Below are 19,342 nucleotides of genomic sequence, written 5' to 3'. Positions count from 1 at the left end.
TCTTTCGCCGGTTCGTCTTGTTTTTCCTGCGCGCGGCCGGCGTGTGGCGCGGGGGGGGCCGGCCCCTGCCACACCCCCGCCCCCCCCCACGACTATTGCCGCAGCAGGCGCGTGAGCGGCATCCCCGCCAGCGCGCGGATGTCCCTGGACAGGTGCGGCTGGTCGGCGTACCCGGCCAGCACCGCGGTCTCCGCCAGGGACACCCCGTCGCGCGCGAGGGCGAGGGCGCGCTGCATGCGCAGGATGCGAGACAGGGTTTTCGGGCCGTAGCCGAACCCGTCCAGGCACAGCCGGTGCAGGTGCCGCGGCGTCATGTCGAACAGGGCCGCGGTGTCCGCCGCGCTCGCGCCCGCGGCCGACTCGATCACGGTGCGGGCCAGGATCGGGTTGGGCGGGGCGGCATCGGCCGCCAGCCACCGGGCGATCGTCTCGAGCCCGGTCGCCGGAGTCGGCGCGGCGGTGAGCAGTTCGCGGGCGCGGCGGACCCTGTCCCGGCTCCACAGATCGGCGAGTTCGACTCTGCTGTCGCGCAATTCGTGCGCGGGGACGCCGAGCAACGCCGGCGCGGTGCCGGGATGGAAGCGGATGCCGGTCACCCGCGTGGCCGGGGCCGCGCCGGGGCGCTGGGCGTGCGTGTCGGGGCCCGCCACCACGAGCCGGTCGGCGATGAGCAGCAGATCCATGCAGCCGTCGGGCAGGATCGGGGCGCCGGCGCCGGCCGTGACCTCGCGGTCCCACACCACCGCGCCCGCGACGACCGACCGGCGCTCTCGATAGCCGGTCGGCGTCACCGTGTCGGGGCTCATCAGTCCTTGCGCACCACGCGCTCGGAGCTACCGGGTTTCCAGATGGTGACCTCCATGTGTTTGCCGTCGATCAGTTCGACCGCGGAGCCGCCGGTGATGTCCGCGGCGTAGAAGTGATCGAACTTCTCCCCGCGGAAGTCCATTCCGGTTTCCTCGAACAGGGTCTCCAGCCAGCGCCCGCGCACACCCTCGTCGAGCACGTCGTGCACCGTGCCGAAGAGTTTGGCGTCGCCGTCGCCGACCTGCGTATCGACCGTGGCGGTGTGGAGGCAGAAGCGCGGATCGCGCTCGAGATCCTTGAACTTGGTGGTGCGGGGCATGCCCACGAGCCACAGGTCCCCCTCGAAGATCCGGGGTTCGAGGGGGCTGATGCGCGGGGATCCGTCCGCACGGGTCGTGCCGAGCATGCAGAGATTGCCGGTCGCGGCGTGCCGGCGGGCGAAGATGGTCGAAATACGGGGCGCGGACTCAACGAACTCGGACCAGGACGTCATTCGTTCGACCGTACTCGCGGGGTACGACAGAGTGCTCGCGTCGCGCCGATCAGCTCAGCAGGCCGTCGGCCAGGCGCGCCCAGTCCGCGAGGACCTGTTTGCGGCGTACCCGGTCGCGGCCGACCATTTCGTCCAGGGTCGCGCCGCGCACCAGGTTGATGGTGAGCCAGAACGCCGACTCCAGGCGGTCGCGCGGTACGTCGATGCGGGCGGCGCAGGCGTCGAGCAGGTCGACGGTCAGATCGTGCTGTACGCGCAGCATGTTGCGGCGCAGTTCGCGGTCGTTCGCGATGCCGACGTACAACTCCACCGACGCCTTGCCCAGTTTGCCGGCGAAGGGCGCGGTCACGAGTTCGACCAGGGTCTCCCCCGCCGACGCCTGCGCGAGGTTGCGTGCGCGGCGCTGCAGGGCCTCGTGCTGGCGCTGGGTGAGATGTTCGATGGTCTGGGCGAACAGCTCCTGCCGGGTGTGGAAGTGGTGCAGCTGCGCGCCCCTGGTCACCCCGGCCCGCGCGGTGATGTCGGCGATGGACGCGCTCGCGTAGCCGACCTCGGCCAGGCTGTCGATGGCGGCGTCGAGCAGCAGCGCCCGCGTGCGCAGGCTCTTCTCCTGGTGCTTGTTCGGGGGTAGACCGGAAACCACGAGCTCAGTCTAGCCAACGCCGAATATTACGTGCTGCCTTGCACGCAATTGGATGCTGGACGTAATGTGCTGGCCATGCCTGTCGATCGTTTGCTGCCCACCGCCGAAGCCCGCGACCTGATCGAGCTGACCCGCGATATCGCGGACAAGGTGCTCGAACCGCAGGCCGCGGAATACGAGAAGCAGGAGCGCTATCCGGAGGAGGCGTTCGCGGCGCTGGGCGCGGCGGGGCTGCTGAGCCTGCCGTACCCGGAGGAATTCGGCGGCGGCGCCCAGCCCTACGAGGTGTACCTGCAGGTGCTCGAGGAGCTGGGGGCGCGCTGGGCCGCGGTCGCGGTGGCGGTGAGCGTGCACAGTCTGTCGTGCCATCCACTGTTCGGGTACGGCACCGCGGAGCAGAAGCAGCGGTGGCTGCCGGAGATGTTGTCCGGCAATCTGATCGGCGCGTACAGCCTGTCCGAGGCGCACGCCGGGTCGGACGCGGCGGCGCTGCGCTGCCGCGCGGTGGAATCGGCCGACGGGTACCGGATCACCGGTACCAAGGCGTGGATCACCAACGGCGGCAAAGCCGATTACTACACCCTGTTCGCGCGCACGGGCGATGGTTCGCGCGGCATCTCCGCGTTCCTGGTTCCTGCCGACACCCCCGGCCTGTCCTTCGGCAAGCCCGAGGAGAAGATGGGCCTGCGCGCGGTTCCCACCACGAGCGCGGCGTACGACGATGCCCTGATCTCTGCCGATCGCCTGATCGGCGCCCCCGGACAGGGTCTGTCGATCGCTTTCAGCGCCCTGGATTCCGGTCGCCTCGGGATCGCCGCGGTCGCCACCGGCATTGCCCAGCGCGCGCTGGACGACGCGGTCGCCTACGCCAAGGAGCGGGAGGCCTTCGGCCGCGCCATCATCGACCATCAGGGCCTGGGATTCGTGCTGGCCGACATGGCCGCCGCGGTCGACTCCGCCCGCGCCACCTACCTCGACGCCGCCCGCCGCCGCGACGCCGGCCTGCCGTACTCCCGCCAGGCCAGCGTCGCCAAACTGGTGGCGACCGACGCCGCCATGAAGGTCACCACCGATGCGGTCCAGGTCCTCGGCGGCTACGGCTACACCCAGGATTTCCCCGTGGAGCGCTACATGCGCGAAGCCAAGATCACCCAGATCTTCGAGGGCACCAACCAGATTCAGCGCCTGGTGATCGCCCGCGGCCTGGCCGCCGACTGAGCTGTCCCGCTGGTCCGCGCTTCGAGACCGGGTAGCTCAGATAGGTCACGGGCTCACACTGCGTGATCCATGGATTGCCGAACTCTTGCGGCCCCGCCCCGATCCGAACGACTGTCAACAGTGCAGACCGCACACGGCGGCCGAAGTCATCGGTGTCGATGCTCCCGGGCCCGCGGCGGCCGATAGGCCGCCGCTCAGCTGACGAGGGTCAATAGCTCGTCGAGGCTGAGCTTGCCGTCGCGGTTGAGGTCGGCCCGGGCGATGATCGCCAGCGCGGCCTGCTTGGCGGCCTCGGTCGAGAACCCGTACGCCTCCACGGCCGTCGTGTATTCCTCGAGGCTGATGAACCCGTCGCCGTTCGTGTCGACCTTGGCGAACACGGCTTTGGCTTCCGCAACAGTAAATCCACCCATGACCCACTCCTTCACACGTCCAACAGCCGTTTTCGGCCACCGAAGTATCGCATCCGTTCTCCCCCAACACCCCTCACACCTGCCGATACGGCAACCTCCCCCACCCCACCCGAGATCGATTACTCCGAGCCCGCACTCGATGCACGATCACATTCGACGCACTCCTGCCGAAATCGGCTACGGCACATCAGGTTCCTTCTTGGAAGCTGTACCAGTGGTCGCGGTATGGCCAGTAGGAGAAGTAGCCGGAGTAGCGGGGCGGGGGCGCATCGGGGAAGTAGGCCAGGCCGGGGGTGTAGATCTTCTCGGCGCGGAGGTAGAAAAGGCAGCCGCCGTCTCGCTCGACCACGTGGTGGATTCGGTAGAGGCCGATCCTGTCGTCGTCGGGTTTTTCGCAGGTGGACGCAACCTGCTCGAGGGCGTCCCGGCTCAGGGACCAACCCCAGTTTTCGGGGACCTCGTGGTAGAGCGCGACTATCGACGACGCGACGGTCATGGGAGCGAGCAGGCTCAGGAGCCAGGCGCGGTAGCGGACGATCCCGATCGTCGTGGTCACCAGCCACCAGAGGGTCAGGATCAACAGGATCAGTACGGCCGTCAGATTGCCCTCGGGTGGGCCTTGCGCGGCGACATTCCAGAGAATGTACAGGGATGTGGCGGCGGTTCCCACGAAGATCGCCAGCGCGTGCTGGGTCCAGCCGGCGGGGACCAGTAGCGCGTCCACGCGGCGCGGGGTGCGGTTGGCTCGGTCCGGGGTCACGACGTCGGCACCGCCGGAAAACCGGTGCGGTGAGCGCGGATTCGCATTGAACTGCCCTCCCCACGCCCGGGTGTGGGCGCTTTTCGATCATGGCATGGCGAAGGGTTCGCGGGTACCCGTCACGACACCTGCGAACCCTTGCTTCCCCTCGGAAGTGCTGCTGCCATCGACCCCCTCTCCCCGGGACGTCCGGTCGAGTCGATGTCAGTTCAGGGTCAGGATCCAGGAGCCGTTGCAGCCCTTGCTGGCGTTGCGATCCTCGGAGTAGACCCACACGCCCTCGGCGTCGGGCTCGTTGTGGACGTTCCAGGTGCCGGTCGGGGAGGTGACCACGCGGCCCTTCGAACTCAGGACCGAGACCTCGTCGGGGGCGAAGGTCCAGCGGCCGGCGTGGGTCGGATAGTTCAGGGTGATCTCGACGGTCCGGCCGGTGTGGTTCTGGACCACGAGGCAGGAGCCGGGGTAGGTCGGCTCGGCCGCGGCGGGGGCGGCGGTCGCGGTCACGGCCGCGGTGGCGAGGGCGGCGACGGCCAGAGGGGCCGCGGCGAACGCGGCGAGTTTCGCGGGACGGGCGGTGGTGAGTGCGGTTCGCATGGCGTTCCCCATCTGGATTTCCGGGAGTGGAAGTCTTCTTGGATGGAACGAGGGTAGGGACGGCGCCCTTGCGAACGCTTATGGAAACCTTGCAGTCCGTGCCACCCCGCGCCACGACCGTTCAGGCGCGGTTCGCGACCAGCGTCACCCGGTAGTCCCCGGCCGAGATCGACCGGTCGGTGCGCCGCGCCGGAGCCAGCTTCCGCACGTCGATCCGGTACCCCTCGACCGTCACCCCGGTATTCGGATTGAGCTGCAGCTCCTGCCGCGACTCGCCCGCCCCCGCGGTCACCGTCACGACGATCGTCGCCGTGCCCGCCCAGACGCAGTCGACGTCCTCCGGGCACCGGCTGTCCCCGGTCACCTCGTCGAACCGCACCCGCAGCCGATTCTCGTCGGCGACCGCGACGTCCCGGGGCGCGAGCGTGAACTCCGCACCGAGTGCCACGTTCTCGATACCCGGCTCGTCCGGCGTCGGGTCCGGCTCCCCGCACCCGCCCACCGCCAGCACCGGCACGGCCAGCATTCCCCACCACATTCGACGCACAGCGACCATGCCATCGAACTGTAGGCGCGGGATTCGATCCGGGTGATCGCAAAGGTGGTCACGCACCCCGTTTCCGATGTTTGATCTGGGCTCCATTCGGTTCGAGTGAGAGGCCCGCACATGTCCGTCGAGAGATTCGCAGAGCCGGCCGCTGACGTGCGGGTGGTCAAACTCGGAGCCCACATCGGCGCGCGCGTCGACGGGGTCCGGCTCGGCGGCGGCCTCGATGCCCCGACCGTGGCCGCGATCCGCGCGGCCCTGAACGAGCACCGGGTCATCTTCTTCCGCGGCCAGGATCACCTCACCGAGGACGGACAGTACGAGTTCGCCGAACTCCTCGGCGTTCCCACGACCCCGCACCCGACCCTGACCACGGGCGCGAAGAGCCTGGCCATCGACTCCCAGCACGGCCGCTCGAACGTCTGGCACACCGACGTCACCTTCGTGGACCGCGTGCCGCAGGCCTCGATCCTGCGCGCGGTGACCCTGCCCAGCTACGGCGGCTCCACCACGTGGGCCTCGACCGTCGCCGCCTACGAGGCCCTGCCCGAACCGCTCAAGCGGCTGGCCGAGAGCCTGCGGGCCCGGCACACGAACCGCTACGACTACGCGACCGAAGGCCGTGCCTCGGAACAGAACTCGGCCGCCTACCGCCGCGAGTTCGAATCCACCTACTTCGAGACCGAGCACCCGGTGGTGGAGGTGCATCCGGTCACCGGCGAGCGCGCCCTGCTGCTGGGCTGCTTCGTCAAGGAACTCGTGGGCCTGTCCGGCAGCGAGTCGCGCGCCCTGTTCCAGCTGTTCCAGAACCGGATCACCCGCCTGGAGAACACCACCCGCTGGGACTGGCAGCTCGGCGACGTCGCGATCTGGGACAACCGCGCAACCCAGCACTACGCCGTCGACGACTACGACGGCGGCGAGCACCGCAAGCTGACCCGCATCACCCTGGCCGGTGAGATCCCGGCCGGAATCGACGGCGCACGCAGCACGGTGATCGCGGGCGATGCCGGCTACTACTCCGACGCCGAGGTACCGCGCGCGGCCTGAGCCGCCGCTCCGAACGAGACCCGGCGGACACCCCCGCCGGGCACAAGCCCATAACGGTCCCACCCGGATCGCACGTCACCGGCAAACGACCGGCGAATTTCGACTACTGTCTAACGGCTCGCATGTCCGGCGCAGACAGGAACCGATCCGGCCTCCCGGCCGATGAGGGGAATCCCGTGCATTTGTGGAGCTACATCCGAGGCCGTGGCGAAGTCCTGACCTTCCTCACCTATCAGCACGCGTCCCTGGCCTTCCAAACCGTGCTGGTCGGCACGCTCATCGCGGTGATCATCGCGATCGCGGTCTATCGCCTGCCGCTGGCCTCGGCGCTGACGCTCACCACCAGCCGGGTGGCGCTGACCATCCCCTCGCTCGCCCTGCTGGCCCTGCTGCTGGTCCCGTTCGGGCTCGGGGTCGTCCCCTCGTTCATCATGCTGGCGTTCTTCGCGACGCTGCCGGTGATCGGCAACGCCATCGTGGGCCTGCGGTCGGTCCCGGAATCGGTGGTGGAATCCGCTCGCGGCATCGGGCTCTCCCGCCGGCGCATCCTGCTGACCGTGGAACTGCCCATCGCCTGGCCGGTCATTCTCACCGGCATCCGGATCTCGACCCAGATGGTGGTCGGCGTCGCCGCGATCGTCGCCTACGTGCTCGGCCCCGGTCTGGGCTCGCTCATCTTCAACGGGCTGTCCCGGCTGGGCGGCGCCAACGCCCTCGAATCCGCGCTTACCGGAACCATTCTCATCGTCCTGATCGCGTTGGTGTTCGACGCGCTCCTCGTCCTCCTCGGACGTCTCACCATCCCGAAGGGTCTGGCATGACCGAGTTGACCGACCGGCAGGTGCCGGCCGAACGCAATGTGACGGGTGCGTCCATCCGGTTGGACGGCGTCGTCAAACGCTATCGGGGACAGGAGAAACCGGCCGTGAAGCGGCTGGACCTCGAGATCGAGGCGGGGCAGATCGTCGCGTTCGTCGGGCCGTCGGGCTGCGGCAAGACCACCACGCTCAAGATGATCAACCGGCTCATCGAGCCGACCGAGGGCCGGATCCTCATCGACGGGCGCGATGTCACGAAGGAGGATCCGGACCGGCTGCGGCAGTCCATCGGCTACGTCATCCAGTCCGGCGGCCTGTTCCCGCACTGGACGGTGGCCAAGAACATCGGCGCGATCCCGCGCGTGCTCGGCTGGGACAAACAGCGCATCGCCGAACGCACCGACTACCTGCTGGATCTGGTCGGGTTGGATCCGGCGGTCTTCGCGGACCGGCTGCCCAAGGACATGTCCGGCGGGCAGCAGCAGCGCGTGGGCGTCGCCCGCGCCCTGGCCGCGGATCCCCCGGTGCTGCTGATGGACGAGCCGTTCGGCGCGGTCGACCCGATCACCCGGGTTCGCCTGCAGGACAGCCTGATCGCGATCCAGCACGAACTGGGCAAGACCATCGTCATCGTGACGCACGATTTCGAGGAGGCCACCAAACTGGGGGACAAGGTGCTGATCCTGTCCGAGGGCGGGCATGTCGAGCAGTACGCGACGCCGGAGGAGATTCTCACCGATCCGGCAACGCCGTTCGTGCGGGAATTCGTCGGCTCCGGAGCCAAACTCGCGTATCTGACGGTGTCCCGGGTGCGAGATGTGGAGTACGACAGGGTGATCACCGCCCGGATCGGCGAACCGTCGCGGGAGGTGATCGCCCGGGCCGAGGCCGCGGGACACAGCTGGATCGTGGTGGTGGACCGGCACGGACGCCCGCGCTCGTGGCCCTCGCTCACCGAAGTGGCCAGCAAACCCGAGGTGTCGGACTTCCTGGATCGCCGGCTGCCGGTGGTCGCGCGGTCCTCGACGCTCAACGACGCACTCGACGCCATGCTCGCGACGAGTCAGGGCGCGACCCTGGTCACCGACGGCCGCGGCGCGGTGGTCGGCTCGCTGAGTATCGACTCGGTGACCGAACTGATCCGCGCCAAGCTCGCGGAGGGACATCCCGAGATCGAGGATCTGTCGTACGAAACCTACGTCGACGGAACCGATCCCGCGCCGACGCCGGTGGTGGCGGCCGCGGACGAACCCGGCTCGCTCGCGGACGCCCCGCACGCGGCCCCGGAGCCCGATCCGGTCCCCGGCTCGGACGAGCGCTCATGAACCGGCTGCGCCGCCTGCCGATCGACGTCTGGTTCGAGCCCATCATCATTCTCGCCATCGGAGCCGGCTACCTGCTGTGGTACCGATCGACCACGTTCACCTCGACCGAGCAGGCGTCGCTGGCGTGGTCGAATCTGCGGACCACGATCCTGGCGCACATCGAACTGACCGTGGTGGCCACGCTCATCGTGGTGGCGGTGGCGATTCCGCTGGGGATCGCGCTGACCAGGCCCGCGCTGAAGCGGTTCGAGCCGATCGCGGTGAACATCGCCAACATCGGCCAGGCCGCGCCCGCGGTGGGATTGCTGGTGCTGTTCACGTTCTGGCTCGGCACCGGATTCCGGACCGCGGTGGTCGGTCTGGTGGTGTACGCGATCCTGCCGATTCTGCAGAACACCATCGTCGGGCTGCGGCAGGTGGATCAGCGCACCATCGAGGCCGCGCGCGGGATCGGGTTCTCGGCCCTGCGCACGCTGATCCAGGTCGAGCTGCCGCTGGCGGTTCCGGTGATCCTCAACGGCGTGCGCACCGCGCTGGTCATCCTGGTCGGCACCGCGACGCTGAGCACCTTCATCGGCGCGACCAGCCTCGGCACGCTCATCACCACCGGCGTCACCCTGTTCCTGCCGAAACTGCTGATCTCCGGGGCGATCCTGGTCGGCCTGCTGGCGCTGACCATCGATTGGCTCGGCAGGCTGGTCGAGCTGGCCGCGACCCCGCGAGGCGTGTCATGAGGCGGGTGCGGGCGGGGTCGCTCGCGCTGCTGATCGTCGCGCTGCTGGCGGGCTGCGGTCTGGTGAGCTCGTCGGGTACCTTCCACGACGCGAGTCTGCCGGGCGGCGAGAAGCCGTTGGACGGAGCGCAACTCGTCGTCACCTCCAAGAGCTTCACCGAGGGGGTGCTGCTCGGCAAGATCACCGCGACCTACCTGGCCGCGGCCGGGGCCGATGTCACGGACCTGACCGGCGCGCCCGGGTCGGCGTCCTCGCGTCAGGCTCAGCTCAACGGCGACGCGGACATCCTGTGGGAGTACACCGGCACCGGCTGGGTCAACTATCACAACAAGACCGAGACGATCGCCGACCCGGCCGAGCTGTGGCAGCGGGTGCACGATATCGAGAAGTCGGAGAACGACCTGGAGTGGCTGGCCCCCTCGAACTTCAACGACACCTACGCCTTCGCCGCGTCCGCCGCCACCGCACAGCGCCTGAACGTGAAAACCCTGTCCGAGGTGGCGGCCCTGCCCGTGGGTGAGCGCACCTTCTGCGTGGACGACGAGTTCTTCAGCCGCTCCGACGGCTTCATCCCCATGCTCGCCACCTACGGCATCCCCTACAACGACCCGAACGGCGTCCCGCCGGGGAACGTCACCCGCATGGACGCCGGCGTCGTGTACACCGCGACCGCCAAGAGTTCACCCTGCAATTTCGGCATGGTGTACACCACCGACGGCCGCGTGAAGAACCTCGATCTGACGGTCCTGGACGACGACAAGAAGTTCTTCCTGCCCTACAGCGGCACCGCCGTGGTCCGCGCGTCGGTCCTGGACCGCTACCCCGAAATCCGCCCCCTGCTGGACACCATCTCCGAACGCCTCACCGATCAGCTGATGCAGGAGCTCAACGGGCGGGTCGACATCGACGGACAGGACCCGTCGGACGTCGCCTACGACTGGCTGGTGAGCGAGAAGCTCGTCGATTGACATCCTCTCCACCCTGAAGGGTGGAGATTCCTACCAGCGCCCTGGCGGGCGCTCTCGGTGGGTTCCTGTTTCATTGGGGCGTGCCTTCCGCTAGGCGGAGGGACTTACCGCCCCTCCGCAGGCGCTTAACCTGTCCGCTTGTCCGGCGGCCAGAATGTTCATCGCGGCGTTCAGATCCCGGTCGTGGATGGTCCCGCACCCGCATGTCCATTCGCGGACGTGCAACGGTTTCTTGTCCCCGATCGCCCCGCACATCGAGCACATGCGGGTGGAGGGGAACCAGCGATCGACCTTGCCGAAGGTGCGGCCGTACCGGGCGGCCTTCTCCTCCAACAAGCGGGTGAACATGCCCCACCCCGCATCGTGTACCGACTTCGCCAACCTGGAACGCGCTAAGCCCTTGATACACAAGTCCTCCACGAATACCGCTTGATTCTCGCGGATAATCCGTGTCGTGTTCTTGTGCGCCCAGTCTCGGCGCGTATCGGCTACCCGCGCATGAGCTTTCGCCGCACGCACACGGGCCTTGACCCGATTCTTCGACCCCTTCTCCTTACGGGACAGGGCCTGTTGCGCTTTCCGTAACCGGCGCTCGGCCTGGCGCAGGAAACGCGGCGAGGTGATCCGTTTCCCGTTCGACAACACCGCGAACGTGGACAGGCCCACATCGATGCCCACCTCCGACTCGACCGGCGGCAACACCCCGGTGACGGTGGACACCACGAACGACGCGAAATACCTTCCCGCCGCGTCTTCGATCACCGTCACCGATGACGGCTCCGACGGCAGGCCCCGCGACCACCGCACCGCAATATCTCCGACCTTCGGCAACCGCAACTTCCCGGCCGGGGTCACCGCGAACCGGGCGTTCTTCGTGAACCGGATCGACTGCCGCGCGTCCTTGCGGGACCGGAACCTCGGTGGTGCCACCTTCGCGCCCGTGCGTTTCCCGGTCACCGACTGAAAGAAGTTGCGGTAGGCGGTATTCAGGTCCGCCAGCACCTGCTGCAACACCACCGACGACACCTCGGTCAGCCATTCGCGTTCCGGGGTTTTCTTCACCTCGGTCAAACGTTTCGACAACTCGCTGTCGGGAATGTAGGGCAGCCCGGCCTCGAACGCGGTTCGTCGCGCGGCGAGCCCGTCGTTGAACACCACTCGTGCGCACCCGAACGCCTTCGCCAACGACACCTGCTGACCCGGCGTCGGGTAGAGACGGAAGTTGTAACGAAGCCGCACCCCGGCGACTGTATCGCCGGGCACCGACAGAGAACCCATTCACACTGGTAGAAGCCAGTATTCACCGTGCGGGTCCGCCTCGGCGGCGCACCGATCAGTGCGCTGGGCCAGCACATCGAACAGCAGGAACGTCCGGTTTAGGGCACGCTCGGGGCCTTGGCGGCCCTCCCGCGTCCGCCTTCACCACCGCCCTGAAGGGCGGCGCACTGGCGGACACTTGGTAGCCGAGCAGATCCCGCACGTGCGACGCGCACAGGGCGGGGTCGTCGAACCACGGATTGTGCCCGCCCGGAACGACTTCCAGGCGGGCGAGGCGCATCGCGCCGACGCTGTCCCGGGCAGCCTCCGGGGACAGGAACGCATCCTGGTCTCCCCAGACGAACACGGCCGGGACTGCGATACGAGCCAGTTCCGCCGAGGTGAGAACGGCGCCGGGAAGCGGTCCGCCGGCGCCGATCAGGCGGCACAGCAGCGCGCGGTACGAGGCGGCCTGTCCCGGCAGGCGCAGCGGCAGCCGGTGCAGGTCGACGAGATCCGCCGACATCGACCGGGCCGCCGCCGGGCCGATACCGCCCGCCAGCGCCAGGCGGGCGACGAATCTCGGTGAGGGCAGCGCCATCAGCCGCTGCTCGACCGGACCGCGCCGCGGCGAGGTGAGCGCGACCATTTCCGGTATCGCCCGCGTTCCGGGCAACGCCGTCGCGGGCGAGCCGAGCAGTGCCGCCCGCGTTATCCGATCGGGCGCGTCGAGGGCGAGCCACAGCCCGAACAGGCCGCCCAGCGAACTGCCTACGAAGCGGGCGTCGCGGAGCCCGAGGGCGTCCAGGACACCGGTCACGATGTGCACCGCCAGTTCTCGCACGGGCCGGTCCTGCCATCGATAGGGCGGTGCGAGGCTGTGCCCGGGCAGGTCGATCAGGATGTGGCGGTAGCCCGGCAGCTGACCGATCAGGGGCGCGAATCCCAGTGCGGGGGCGGAGATCCCGTTGACGTAGACCACCGGCTCCCCCGACCCCGAGGTCAGGACACGGACCCGCAGCGCGGGGTCGGCGAGGGTGACGACCTCCTCGCTCATCCGCAGCCCGTAGGTGCCGGCGACCCGCCGTTCCGCCGCCCTGATCCGCTGTTCGATTCTTCGTGCGAAAGTCATGCGTCCACGGTCACCGATGACCCGCCGCGCGGTCTTGAACGAATGTTCCCCTCAGCCGCGACCGAGCGCGCCGGGGGTGGTCGCGGCGAACGCCGACACCTCGCGGTGCATATGGGATTGGTCGGCGTATCCGCACCGCACAGCCGCCTCGCTCGCGGCCGTACCGGCGATCAGCAGGTCGAACGCGCGGCGAAACCGGACGACCCGTGTGGCGCGCTTGGGTGTGACGCCGACCTGGGCGGTGAACCTCGACCACAATCGCTTACGGCTCCAGCCGGTTTCGGCGGCCAGCTCACGCACGCTGATCCGCCCGCCGGTACCCACGATGCGCTGCCAGCTCAGACCGACCTCCGGATCGACCGCCCGCTCGGTCCGGTGCGCGGCGAGGAACTCCGCCGTGAGTTCGAATCTTCTTTCCCAGGTGGGTGTTTCAGCCAGCCGTTCACCGAGCGATACGGCGGCGCGGCCCCACACCTCGTGTGTCCCGGCGACCGTCGCGCCCAGTGCCGCCGGCGACAGTCCCAGCAGCGGGTACGCCGCGACCGGCGAGAGGCGAAGCTCGACGCACTCCACCCGACCGTCCCGGATGCGACTCACCCCCGGCGAAATCCCCGCGACCACGCCGCCGAAAGACCGCTCCCCCGAACCCTGTCCAACATGTAGCGGCCCACCGAACTGCAGCACCACCGTCACCGCGGGCAGCGCACAGATCGTCATGTCCGCGCCCTGGCCGGTGTGATCCCGAAACCCGGTCATACGTACCCCGGGCTGATCTCGCCTGCGCGACCCCGCCAGCTCCCAGCCGTTCCCCAGTTGACGCTCCGACACGATCGGCGACACACCGCGAGCCTAGAAGCGGCCGACCGGGTCCGCAACGAACAGGCGTGCCGGTGAGCTCGACCGGGCGCGCCGGCTTCGGGGGTTGCGGCTGAACCGGTTTCGGCAAGAGAGAGCACCCGATGACCCGAGGCACGCGACCCGTCACGCCCAACGCTCAGGTGTATCGGAGCCGTCCGCTCGCCGGGTCACGGACTTCTCGGTGCCGCAGCGCCGACGAATCCTTCGCTACCGTGGCGGGGGTGAATTCCTCGGCGTTGCACCGTGCCCTGACGGACGTGGGCCCGCCCGCACTGCGGCCGCTGCCGGAGCGGGCCGCGGACCTGGTGCGGGACCTGGGCGCGCCGCCTCGGCTGGGAGCGCATCTGCGGGCCGTCCACGACGTGGCGTGTCAGCTGGTGGACTGGGTGCGGGTGCACCACGGCGGGGTGCGGTTCGACGGCGGCGCGGTGTGTTTCGGGGCCGCCACGCACGACATCGGCAAGACCCGGTTCCCGAACGAGCTGTCGGGGCCGGGGTCCGCGCACGAGGCGGCGGGATTCGAGTTGCTCTGTGGCAGCGGGGTTCCGGAGCGGCTGGCGCGGTTCGCGCGGACCCACGCGAGCTGGGACGAGGACGGGGCCGGGTTCGAGGACCTGCTGGTGAGCCTCGCGGACAAGGTGTGGAAGGGCAAGCGGGTCACCGAGCTCGAGCAGCTCGTGATCGAGCGGCTCGCGGCGGCCGCGGGCGCGGAGCACTGGGAGGTCTTCCTGGCGCTGGACGGTGAGCTCGAGCGGCTGGCCGCCGACGCCGACCGCCGCCTCGAATTCCAGGCGAGCTATCCGCTGTGAGCGGGGCGGCCCCGGACACGCACCGCCGCAACCGGTCTCAGAGCCGGCGGCTCACCCTGCTGACCAGCCAGCGGTTGTCGGGTTGTTCCTCGAGGGTCGTCAGATAGGTGTAGGTCACGACGCGGGCGTCGGTGGTGTTGCCGCCGAACGTGAGGGACTGCTCGACCGAGACCAGGGCCTCGGCCGAACGCGCGCCGAACGAGGTGAGGCCGCAGTGCGGGGACTCTGCGGGCTGGGCGCGGCCGCGCACGGTGGCGATGTCGCCGCGACGGAACGGCATGGTTTCCTGGAACTCCTCGCGCCACTCGCCGGTGGACGCGGCGAGGAGACCGGCGAAATACTTGTCGAGGTCGGTGTAGTCGTAGGTGGACAGCAGGACCACGAAATCGCACGCGGCGCGTTTGGCGGCGGCGCGGCGGGCATCGGTGGCGGCGGCGTCCGAGAGTTGCCCGCGCAGTTCGGCGATGGTGCCGTCCCGGGTTTCGGCGGTGTCGTTCGCGGTGGCGTACAGCAGAAAGAATCCGCCCGCGCCCAGAACGCACAGCACCGCCAGCGCGGCCGAGACGAGCGAGACGAGCACCGGGGTCCGGGACGCGGCGCGGGGGTACGGCGACTGGGACGATGACGCATTCCCGGGCAGGGACACGGGGCTCCCCCTCTTCTCGGCTGTGCCGAGATGCTATCGGTAACTGCGTCGCTCACGGGCGCGGAGTGGCGGACGGGTGATACTGCTGCGATGACGGGCTCGGAGAAGCAGACCGACGACGACCGGGTTCCGGCGTGGGCGCGCAAGACGGCGGGCGAATCACGCCTGCTGGCCACCTCGGCGGTGATCGCCCTGCTGGTCCTGCAGTTCTTCCTGCCGGACCGGTTCACCCCGGGTCCCCGCTGGATCGTGCCCGCGCTGGGATTCGTCCTGCTGGCGGGGCTGATCGTCGCCAGCCCGACCCGCCTCGATCGCGAGGAGATCTGGTTCCGCCGCTTCAGTCTGCTGCAGATGGCGTTGCTCGGTTTCAGCATGATCTGGGCCGTGATCGAGCTGGTGCTCGGCCTGATCGACGGGTCGGTCAGCAAGGACGCCGCCGGGCTGCTGGCCGCCGGCGCCGCGGTGTGGATGTCGAACGTGCTCGTCTTCGCGCTCTGGTACTGGGAACTCGATCGCGGCGGCCCGGCGGCACGCGCCCATCACCGCCGGCCCTATCCGGATTTCCTGTTCGTGCAGATGCAGAACCCGGACCTCGCTGATCCGGAGTGGACGCCGGAATTCCCGGACTACCTGTATCTCTCGTTCACCAACGCCACCGCGTTCAGTCCCACCGACGTGATGCCCATGTCCCGCTACGCGAAGTTCCTCATGGCGACACAGTCCGGAATCGCCCTGGTCACCATGAGTCTGGTCATCGCCCGGGCGGTGAACGTCTTCGATTAGGCTTTCGCGCCCCGAGAGTCAGCGGTTGATCCACATGTCGGCCAGCACCAGCACCACCGCGACGACGACCAGGATCACCGTCAGCGTCATGGACTGCCCGATGGTCATGCAGATGCCCGCGGCCAGGAACAGCGCGAGCACGGGCGCCCACACGAACGCGTCCGGCGAACCCAGCGCCCGTTTCTTGGCCGCCGCGCCGCCCGATCGCGGCGCTCCGGCGCGCGGTGGCGGTCCGCTCGCGCGCTGCGCTCCGGCGTACTCGCCCTGACGACGTACGGGCCCTCGCTCCGATGTACTCACCTGCGCGACATTACAATTCGTTCGCCGTCGGCGCGCGCCGGGGGCCGGATTGTCCGGCAAACCCCCAGCGTGTCGCACTATCGGCCGGGTACCGCCCGCACGACGGCGATGTCCGCGCCACCTGGCGACGGCACCCGGGGCGCGCCCTCAGCCGGCCGACGGACGGCCCGCCGGGCGCGCGGGTAGCTCGCAGCAGCCCACTACGCACGGCGCCCCGTTCACGGTGCAGCCCAAACCCGGCATGGCGCTGAGCCGTTCGGGCGCGGACCCCACGCGGTGCTCCTGCACCAGATCGACGACCATGCGCGCGAACCGCGGATCCGGTCCGGGCGTCGCCGCCCGCGCGAAGGCCATACCGAGCTCGGCGGCCCGCTCCTTCGCCTCGTTGTCCAGATCCCAGATCACCTCGAGGTGATCGGAGACGAACCCGACCGGGCAGATCACGACCGCGTCCACGCCCCGCTCCCCCAGCGCGTCCAGGTGATCGACGATGTCGGGCTCGAGCCACGGCACCTGCGGCGGCCCGGACCGCGACTGCCACACCACGTCGTAGTCGTCGAAACCCGTTGCCGCGGCACACAACCGCGCGGACTCAGCGACCTGGCGACTGTAGAGCGCCTGCTCCCCGGGCGGCCCGGAGGCGTTGTCGGCCGAGACCGGGATCGAGTGCGCGGTGAACACCAGCCGCGCGCCCGCGCGCCGCTGCTCCGGCAGCGAATCCACCGCCGCACGAATGCCGTCCGCGAACGCCTCGATCAGCAGCGGATGATCGTAGTACTGGCGCAGTTTCACCAGTTCCGGCGCCTCGTCCACCGCCGCGCGCGCCCGCACGATGTCCTCGTGGTACTGGCGGCACCCCGAGTACCCACCCCAGGCCGAGGTGGGAAACACCAGTGCCGAACCGATTCCGTCGGCCCGCATGCGCTCCACGGTCTCCTCGACCATGGGATGCCAGTTGCGATTGCCGAAGTACACCGGCAGATCGATACCGCGCGCGGCGAATTCGCCCTCGATCGCCTTGATGATGTCCAGGTTCAGCGCGTTGATGGGCGACACCCCGCCGAAGTGCAGGTAGTGCTGTGCGACTTCGGCGAGACGTTCGGGTGGGACGCCCCGGCCCCGAGTGACGTTCTCCAGGAAGGGCATCACGTCTTCGGGGCGCTCCGGGCCGCCGAAGGACAGCAGGAGCAGTGCCTCGACGGCCACGGGTCTCGGGTCTCCTTCAGCTCAGTTGGTGAAACCGTTTTCCGGGAACCAGGTGTTGTGGCTGGCGCCGCCGTCGACGTAGATGATCGAGCCGGTGGTGCCGGGCAGCCAGTCCGAGAGCAGGGTGACCACGGACTTGGCGACCACGGTCGGGTCGTCGACGTCCCAGCCGATGGGCGACGCGCCGTCCCAGTAGGTGTTGAGCATGTTCAGCTGCTTGGCGTCGTCGGTGGCGGTACCGGCGATGGCCTTGGCGGCCAGGGTCTTGATCGGGCCCGCGGCGACCAGGTTGGAGCGAATGCGCTTGGCCTCGCCCACTTCCCGCGCCACGTAGCGGTTCACGGACTCGAGGGCGGCCTTGGCCACGCCCATCCAGTTGTAGAACGGCATGGCGGTGCGCGGATCGAAGTCCATGCCCACGATCGAGCCGCCCTCGTTCATGGCGGGCAGCACGGCGCGAGCCAGGGAGGCGTAGCTCCAGGCCGAGATCTCGAAGGCCTTGGCGGCGTCCGGTCCCGGGGCGTCCAGGAACGGCAGCGCCTCGGGGCCCATGAGGGTGCGCGGGGCGAAGGCGATGGAGTGCAGCACGCCGTCCACGCCCTCGGGCGCGAGTTCACGGACCTTGGCGGCGAGCTCGCCCAGGTTCTCCTCGTTGGTGATGTCGAGGGGAATGGCCGGGGGCACCTCCTGCGGCAGGCGCTTGGCGATGCGGTCGATCAGTCGCAGCCGCTCCGGAATACCGGTGATGATCACCTTCGCGCCCTGCTCCTGCGCGACCGCGGCCGCGTGGAAGGCGATGGACGAGTCGGTGATGATGCCGGTGATGAGTACGGTCTTGCCTTCGAGCAATCCACCCATGGGTTGGTCGCTTCTCCTCGTGTGCTGTGCTTGGCCTGGTTGGTGGTGCGGGTGCGGCTATCGGAGCGAAAAGCTCAGTGGCCCATGCCCATGCCGCCGTCGACGGGAATGATCGCGCCGGAGATGTAGGAGGCGTCTTCCGAGGCGAGGAAGCTGATCACACCGGCAACGTCCTCGGCCTGACCGATGCGGCCGGCGGGGATGAACTCGAGCGCCTTCTCACGCATCTCCGGGGTCATGTCCTCGCGGGTCATGTCGGTGTCGATCAGACCCGGGGCCACGACGTTCGCGGTGATGTTGCGCTTGCCGACCTCGCGGGTGATGGCGCGGGCCATGCCGACCAGACCCGACTTGGCGGCGGCGTAGTTGACCTGACCGGGCGCGCCGATCTGCCCGACGACCGAGCCGAGGAAGATCACGCGACCCCAGCGGCCCTTGAGCATGTTGCGGTTGGCGCGCTGGGCCACTCGCCACGCACCGGTGAGGTTGGCGTCGATGACGTTGGTGAAGGCCTCTTCGCTCATGCGCATGAAGAGCGTGTTCTCCACGATGCCCGCGTTGGCCACGATGACCTCGACCGGGCCCTGCTTCGCCTCGACCTCGGCGAAGGCCGCGTCGACCGAAGCCGCATCGGTCACATCGCATTTGACCGCGAGCAGACCTTCGGGCGCGCCCGAACCACGATGGGTGACGGCGACCTTGTGCCCGTCGGCGAGAAGGCGCTGCGCAACCGCGAGACCGATACCGCGATTGCCGCCCGTAACCAGAACCGACCTGGATGTGTTCGACATGCCGTAGAACTTATCGGGTGCCGTTCCCTTTGCCTACATTGGGGCGAGGAATTCCTTCTCCCCGGCGCGGGCCGCGACACCCTACCTCGAGTGCGGCGAACCCCAGGTCAGCGACATGATCCCGCATTTCTGAAACAGATCCAATTCAAACCAGTAGGATGCGTCGTTCGTCTGGAATGACCGCTTGTGAATGATCATGGGATTCCCTCCTCGCGACCGTGAAAACGACAGTGGCGGCCGCCCGGGCAACACGCCCGGCGGCCCCAGTTCGATGATCCCCCGACGGAAATAGCTGGCGCAGGATAAATGCCACACCCACCCCCCCCCCCTCC

General features: G+C 68.9%; 23 protein-coding genes. 8 read left to right on the top strand and 15 right to left on the bottom strand.

Going from position 1 to position 19,342, the window contains the following annotated elements; all coding sequences use genetic code 11:
* Positions 1–92 precede the first annotated feature (92 nt).
* Genes ACWIGI_RS21420 through ACWIGI_RS21410 form a run of 3 tightly spaced genes read right to left on the bottom strand, consistent with a single transcriptional unit; the run spans position 93 to position 1,943 of the window.
* Positions 93–806, bottom strand: coding sequence for a helix-turn-helix domain-containing protein (locus ACWIGI_RS21420; RefSeq protein WP_454204191.1), 714 nt, complete (start codon positions 804–806; stop codon positions 93–95).
* A complete protein-coding gene (locus ACWIGI_RS21415) occupies positions 806–1,300 on the bottom strand; it encodes a pyridoxamine 5'-phosphate oxidase family protein (protein ID WP_454204190.1) in 495 nt (164 codons plus the stop codon). Before ACWIGI_RS21415 ends, ACWIGI_RS21420 begins: the two co-directional genes overlap by 1 nt.
* A gap of 49 nt (positions 1,301–1,349) precedes the next feature.
* Entirely contained in the window at positions 1,350–1,943 is a 594-nt protein-coding gene (locus tag ACWIGI_RS21410) for a TetR family transcriptional regulator (RefSeq protein ID WP_454204189.1), read from the bottom strand.
* A gap of 75 nt (positions 1,944–2,018) precedes the next feature.
* On the opposite strand from ACWIGI_RS21410, the gene ACWIGI_RS21405 reads away from it, so the two are divergent.
* Positions 2,019–3,161, top strand: a complete 1,143-nt coding sequence (locus ACWIGI_RS21405; RefSeq protein WP_454204188.1) for an acyl-CoA dehydrogenase family protein — start codon at positions 2,019–2,021, stop codon at positions 3,159–3,161.
* A 194-nt stretch (positions 3,162–3,355) separates the two neighbouring features.
* Here ACWIGI_RS21405 and ACWIGI_RS21400 read toward each other — a convergent pair whose 3' ends face one another.
* The 4 genes from ACWIGI_RS21400 to ACWIGI_RS21385 all read right to left on the bottom strand — a co-directional run bounded on the left by ACWIGI_RS21400 (position 3,356) and on the right by ACWIGI_RS21385 (position 5,484).
* Complete coding sequence (locus ACWIGI_RS21400) at positions 3,356–3,574, bottom strand: EF-hand domain-containing protein (protein WP_454204187.1); 219 nt, start codon at positions 3,572–3,574, stop codon at positions 3,356–3,358.
* Positions 3,575–3,761: 187 nt separating this feature from the next.
* Positions 3,762–4,334, bottom strand: a complete 573-nt coding sequence (locus ACWIGI_RS21395) for a hypothetical protein (protein WP_454204186.1) — start codon at positions 4,332–4,334, stop codon at positions 3,762–3,764.
* A 204-nt stretch (positions 4,335–4,538) separates the two neighbouring features.
* Complete coding sequence (locus tag ACWIGI_RS21390) at positions 4,539–4,928, bottom strand: hypothetical protein (RefSeq protein ID WP_454204185.1); 390 nt, start codon at positions 4,926–4,928, stop codon at positions 4,539–4,541.
* A 121-nt stretch (positions 4,929–5,049) separates the two neighbouring features.
* The gene (locus tag ACWIGI_RS21385; protein ID WP_454204184.1) at positions 5,050–5,484 is read right to left on the bottom strand and encodes a hypothetical protein; all 435 of its coding nucleotides are present in this window, start codon (positions 5,482–5,484) and stop codon (positions 5,050–5,052) included.
* A gap of 111 nt (positions 5,485–5,595) precedes the next feature.
* Here ACWIGI_RS21385 and ACWIGI_RS21380 point away from each other — a divergent pair, with 111 nt between their 5' ends.
* The 5 genes from ACWIGI_RS21380 (at position 5,596) to ACWIGI_RS21360 (ending at position 10,370) form a co-directional block, all read left to right on the top strand.
* Positions 5,596–6,525: a TauD/TfdA dioxygenase family protein gene (locus ACWIGI_RS21380; RefSeq protein ID WP_454204183.1), complete on the top strand. Its 930-nt coding sequence runs from the start codon at positions 5,596–5,598 to the stop codon at positions 6,523–6,525.
* A 176-nt stretch (positions 6,526–6,701) separates the two neighbouring features.
* The gene (locus ACWIGI_RS21375) at positions 6,702–7,346 is read left to right on the top strand and encodes an ABC transporter permease (RefSeq protein ID WP_454204182.1); all 645 of its coding nucleotides are present in this window, start codon (positions 6,702–6,704) and stop codon (positions 7,344–7,346) included.
* A complete protein-coding gene (locus ACWIGI_RS21370; RefSeq protein ID WP_454204181.1) occupies positions 7,343–8,668 on the top strand; it encodes an ATP-binding cassette domain-containing protein in 1,326 nt (441 codons plus the stop codon). Before ACWIGI_RS21375 ends, ACWIGI_RS21370 begins: the two co-directional genes overlap by 4 nt.
* Positions 8,665–9,402: an ABC transporter permease gene (locus ACWIGI_RS21365; protein ID WP_454204180.1), complete on the top strand. Its 738-nt coding sequence runs from the start codon at positions 8,665–8,667 to the stop codon at positions 9,400–9,402. Before ACWIGI_RS21370 ends, ACWIGI_RS21365 begins: the two co-directional genes overlap by 4 nt.
* Positions 9,399–10,370 carry a glycine betaine ABC transporter substrate-binding protein gene (locus tag ACWIGI_RS21360; protein WP_454204179.1) on the top strand — a complete coding sequence of 324 codons (972 nt, stop codon included), beginning with the start codon at positions 9,399–9,401 and terminating at the stop codon, positions 10,368–10,370. Before ACWIGI_RS21365 ends, ACWIGI_RS21360 begins: the two co-directional genes overlap by 4 nt.
* 90 nt (positions 10,371–10,460) lie before the next feature.
* Here the strand turns inward: ACWIGI_RS21360 and ACWIGI_RS21355 are convergent, their stop codons facing one another.
* From ACWIGI_RS21355 to ACWIGI_RS21345, 3 genes are all read right to left on the bottom strand, one after another.
* Complete coding sequence (locus ACWIGI_RS21355; protein WP_454204178.1) at positions 10,461–11,609, bottom strand: RNA-guided endonuclease InsQ/TnpB family protein; 1,149 nt, start codon at positions 11,607–11,609, stop codon at positions 10,461–10,463.
* 94 nt (positions 11,610–11,703) lie between these two features.
* On the bottom strand, positions 11,704–12,759 hold the full coding sequence (locus ACWIGI_RS21350) for an alpha/beta fold hydrolase (protein ID WP_454204177.1): 1,056 nt from the start codon (positions 12,757–12,759) through the stop codon (positions 11,704–11,706).
* 51 nt (positions 12,760–12,810) lie between these two features.
* Positions 12,811–13,599 carry a helix-turn-helix domain-containing protein gene (locus ACWIGI_RS21345; protein ID WP_454204176.1) on the bottom strand — a complete coding sequence of 263 codons (789 nt, stop codon included), beginning with the start codon at positions 13,597–13,599 and terminating at the stop codon, positions 12,811–12,813.
* A 239-nt stretch (positions 13,600–13,838) separates the two neighbouring features.
* On the opposite strand from ACWIGI_RS21345, the gene ACWIGI_RS21340 reads away from it, so the two are divergent.
* The gene (locus ACWIGI_RS21340; RefSeq protein ID WP_454204175.1) at positions 13,839–14,426 is read left to right on the top strand and encodes a phosphohydrolase; all 588 of its coding nucleotides are present in this window, start codon (positions 13,839–13,841) and stop codon (positions 14,424–14,426) included.
* Positions 14,427–14,463: 37 nt separating this feature from the next.
* On the opposite strand, the gene ACWIGI_RS21335 is transcribed toward ACWIGI_RS21340, so the two are convergent.
* Positions 14,464–15,072, bottom strand: a complete 609-nt coding sequence (locus tag ACWIGI_RS21335) for a hypothetical protein (RefSeq protein ID WP_454204174.1) — start codon at positions 15,070–15,072, stop codon at positions 14,464–14,466.
* A gap of 90 nt (positions 15,073–15,162) precedes the next feature.
* Between ACWIGI_RS21335 and ACWIGI_RS21330 the strand changes: the two genes are divergently transcribed.
* Complete coding sequence (locus tag ACWIGI_RS21330) at positions 15,163–15,855, top strand: hypothetical protein (protein WP_454204173.1); 693 nt, start codon at positions 15,163–15,165, stop codon at positions 15,853–15,855.
* A gap of 18 nt (positions 15,856–15,873) precedes the next feature.
* On the opposite strand, the gene ACWIGI_RS21325 is transcribed toward ACWIGI_RS21330, so the two are convergent.
* From ACWIGI_RS21325 to fabG1, 4 genes are all read right to left on the bottom strand, one after another.
* Positions 15,874–16,155: a hypothetical protein gene (locus ACWIGI_RS21325; RefSeq protein WP_454204172.1), complete on the bottom strand. Its 282-nt coding sequence runs from the start codon at positions 16,153–16,155 to the stop codon at positions 15,874–15,876.
* A 147-nt stretch (positions 16,156–16,302) separates the two neighbouring features.
* Positions 16,303–17,361 (bottom strand): ferrochelatase, encoded by a 1,059-nt coding sequence (locus ACWIGI_RS21320; protein ID WP_454204171.1) that lies wholly within the window; start codon positions 17,359–17,361, stop codon positions 16,303–16,305.
* Between the two features lie 21 nt (positions 17,362–17,382).
* Positions 17,383–18,219 carry an NADH-dependent enoyl-ACP reductase InhA gene (inhA, locus tag ACWIGI_RS21315; protein WP_454204170.1) on the bottom strand — a complete coding sequence of 279 codons (837 nt, stop codon included), beginning with the start codon at positions 18,217–18,219 and terminating at the stop codon, positions 17,383–17,385.
* Between the two features lie 74 nt (positions 18,220–18,293).
* Positions 18,294–19,010 (bottom strand): 3-oxoacyl-ACP reductase FabG1, encoded by a 717-nt coding sequence (fabG1, locus tag ACWIGI_RS21310; protein WP_454204169.1) that lies wholly within the window; start codon positions 19,008–19,010, stop codon positions 18,294–18,296.
* Between the last annotated feature and the right edge of the window lie 332 nt (positions 19,011–19,342).

This window comes from Nocardia sp. NPDC055321 (assembly GCF_053645575.1).
This window is presented reverse-complemented; position numbering and strand designations above follow the sequence as displayed.